This is a genomic window from Arthrobacter sp. JCM 19049, from assembly GCF_001310435.1.
Map to the genome: position 1 here is coordinate 1 of NZ_BAXF01000255.1, position 3,082 is coordinate 3,082.

Annotated in this window: 2 protein-coding genes and 1 pseudogene; all 3 read left to right on the forward strand. The window is 65.0% G+C overall.

The window, feature by feature from the left end:
* Positions 1–190 precede the first annotated feature (190 nt).
* Positions 191–742, forward strand: a complete 552-nt coding sequence (gene hpt / locus JCM19049_RS10505) for a hypoxanthine phosphoribosyltransferase (protein ID WP_054821563.1) — start codon at positions 191–193, stop codon at positions 740–742.
* A 110-nt stretch (positions 743–852) separates the two neighbouring features.
* Positions 853–2,695: pseudogene (ftsH, locus tag JCM19049_RS10510) on the forward strand (ATP-dependent zinc metalloprotease FtsH); the annotation flags it as partial.
* Positions 2,696–2,804: 109 nt separating this feature from the next.
* A partial coding sequence (locus tag JCM19049_RS10515) for an MFS transporter (RefSeq protein ID WP_279402953.1) occupies positions 2,805–3,082 on the forward strand: 278 nt, incomplete at its 3' end.

Below are 3,082 nucleotides of genomic sequence, written 5' to 3' on the forward strand. Positions count from 1 at the left end.
CCGCGGCGCTGCAGCAGCTGGCCGGACTGGGCACGGCGCGAGCCGTTCGGCTGGCCCGGTGCAGCTGGAGGGAGAGATCTACGCTACCGGCGCGGTCCGGTGATCGTTTTCACCAGACCCGGCTAAACACTGGGGGCCGGAGTGTGGCAATCTAGTGGGGTACCACCCCTCTACATTCAGGAGAACCTTCGTGGATTCGAACGAGATCAAGGCCGATCTGGCCCACGTGCTGTACACCAAGGAAGAGATCCAGGCCCGGATCAACGAACTGGCCGCGCAGATCGACAAGGACTACGAAGGCCGCGACATCCTCGTGGTGGGTGTGCTCAAGGGCGCGGTGATGGTCATGGCCGACCTCTCGCGCGCACTGAAGTCGCACGTGACCATGGACTGGATGGCGGTCTCCTCCTACGGTTCGGGCACCCAGTCCTCCGGGGTGGTACGCATCCTCAAGGACCTGGACACCGACCTGATGGGCAAGCACGTGCTGATCGTGGAGGACATCATCGACTCCGGGCTGACCCTGTCGTGGCTGAAGTCCAACCTGGAATCCCGCGGCCCGGCCAGCGTGGAAATCTGCACCCTGCTGCAGAAGCCGGAGGCGGCCAAGGTGAAGATCGACGTGAAGTACGTGGGCATGGACATCCCCAACGAGTTCGTGGTCGGCTACGGGCTGGACTACGCGGAGAAGTACCGCAACCTGGACTGCATCGGCACCCTGGCGCCCCACATCTACCAGTAGGGAACTTTTCGTGCGCCGCGTGCGTTGATCAGTATCGATAGACATGGCGTAGCCCGGACGTCGGATGAAGTGCGTGAGGGGGATGCGGGGGAACGGGAACCTCCGGATCGATGAAAACCAAGAAACTTTTTAACAGCTGGATCATTTGGGTGCTCGTCGGGGTCACCGCCGTGCTGTTGTTCCTGCCGATGCTTTTCGGGCAGAACAGCGCGCGCGTGGACACCTCGGTGGGCCTGAACCAGCTGCGTTCGGGCAACGCCGCCGAGGCGAAGATCTTCGACGGGGACCAGCGGGTGGACCTGCTGCTGAAGGATCCGCTGAACGTGGACGGGGTCGACAAGGGCAAGAACGTCTCCTTCTACTATTCGGTGGCCCGCAGCGAGCAGGTTATCGACGCCATGAACGGCGCGAAGCTGAACAAGTTCACCGACCAGCCGGTGCAGAACAACTGGTTCGTCTCCATGCTGGGCGTGATCATCCCCTCCTGCTGATCGCCGGCCTGTTCTGGTTCATCCTGGCCCGCTCCCAGGGCGGGGGCTCGAAGGTCATGCAGTTCGGCAAGTCCAAGGCGAAGCTGATCACCAAGGACATGCCGCAGGTGACGTTCAAGGACGTGGCCGGGGCCGATGAGGCCGTGGAGGAGCTGCACGAGATCAAGGAGTTCCTGCGCGAGCCGGGCAAGTTCCAGGCCGTGGGCGCGAAGATCCCCAAGGGCGTGCTGCTCTACGGTCCCCCGGGCACCGGCAAGACCCTGCTGGCCAAGGCCGTCGCCGGTGAGGCGCAGGTCCCGTTCTACTCGATCTCCGGTTCGGACTTCGTGGAAATGTTCGTCGGCGTGGGCGCCTCGCGCGTGCGCGACCTGTTTGAGCAGGCGAAGAACAACTCCCCGGCGATCATCTTCGTCGATGAGATCGACGCGGTGGGCCGCCACCGCGGCGCCGGCATCGGCGGGGGCAACGACGAACGCGAGCAGACCCTGAACCAGCTGCTGGTGGAGATGGACGCTTCGACGCCACCACCAACGTCATCCTGATCGCCGCGACCAACCGTCCCGACGTGCTGGATCCGGCGCTGCTGCGCCCGGGCCGCTTTGACCGGCAGATCCCGGTCGAGGCCCCGGACCTGAAGGGCCGCGAGCAGATCCTGAAGGTGCATGTGAAGGGCAAGCCCGTGGACGAGTCCGTGGACCTGACCGCGGTGGCCAAGAAGACCCCCGGGTACACCGGCGCGGACTTGGCCAACGTGCTGAACGAGGCGGCGCTGCTGACCGCGCGCTCCAACGCGAACCTGATCGATGACCGCGCCTGGACGAGGCGATCGACCGGGTGATGGCCCGGCCCGCAGAAGCGCACCCGGCTGATGGACGAGCACGAACGCAAGGTCACCGCCTACCATGAGGGCGGGCACGCGCTGGTGGCCGCGGCCATGAACCAGACCGCCCCGGTCACCAAGATCACCATCCTGCCGCGTGGCCGCGCCCTGGGCTACACCATGGTGGTGCCCGAGTCGGACAAGTACTCGGTGACCCGCAACGAACTGCTGGACCAGATGGCCTACGCCATGGGCGGGCGCGTGGCCGAGGAAATCGTCTTCCACGACCCGTCCACCGGGGCCAGCAACGACATCGAGAAGGCCACCGCCACCGCGCGCAAGATGGTCACCGAATACGGGATGAGCGAGAAGGTCGGCGCGGTGCGCCTGTCCTCCTCCTCCGGGGATGCGATGTACGGCCAGGCCGGCAGCCGCGAATACTCCGATGAGATGGCCTCGCTGGTCGACGACGAGGTGCGCAAGCTCATCGAGGCGGCGCACGACGACGCGTACTGGGCGCTGACCCACAACCGTCCGGTGCTCGACCGGCTGGCGCTGGCGCTGCTGGAGCACGAGACGCTGAACCAGAAGGAGATCGAGGAGATCTTCTCCGACCTGGTCAAGATCGACAAGCGCGAGGTGCGGCCGGCACCCACGAATTTTGTGAGAACCAAACGTACAGAAAGAAGATGATCACACGAGTACCGCTAGCAAGCCCTCACTATGGCGACAGCCCGGATCGGTATGGGCGATCGCCTTTGCCTGCATGGTCTCCTTCATGGGGATCGGCCTGGTCGATCCGATCCTGCCGGCCATCAGCCGCGAACTGGAGGCCAGCGCCTCCCAGACGATGCTGCTGTTCACCAGCTACCTGTTCATCACCGGCATCGCGATGTTCTTCACCAGCTGGGTCTCGGCCCGCATCGGCGTGAAGCGCACCCTGCTGACCGGCCTGGTGCTGATCGTGGCCTTTGCCGCCCTGGCCGGGGCCAGCGGCAGCGTCAACCAGATCCTGGGCTACCGCGCCGG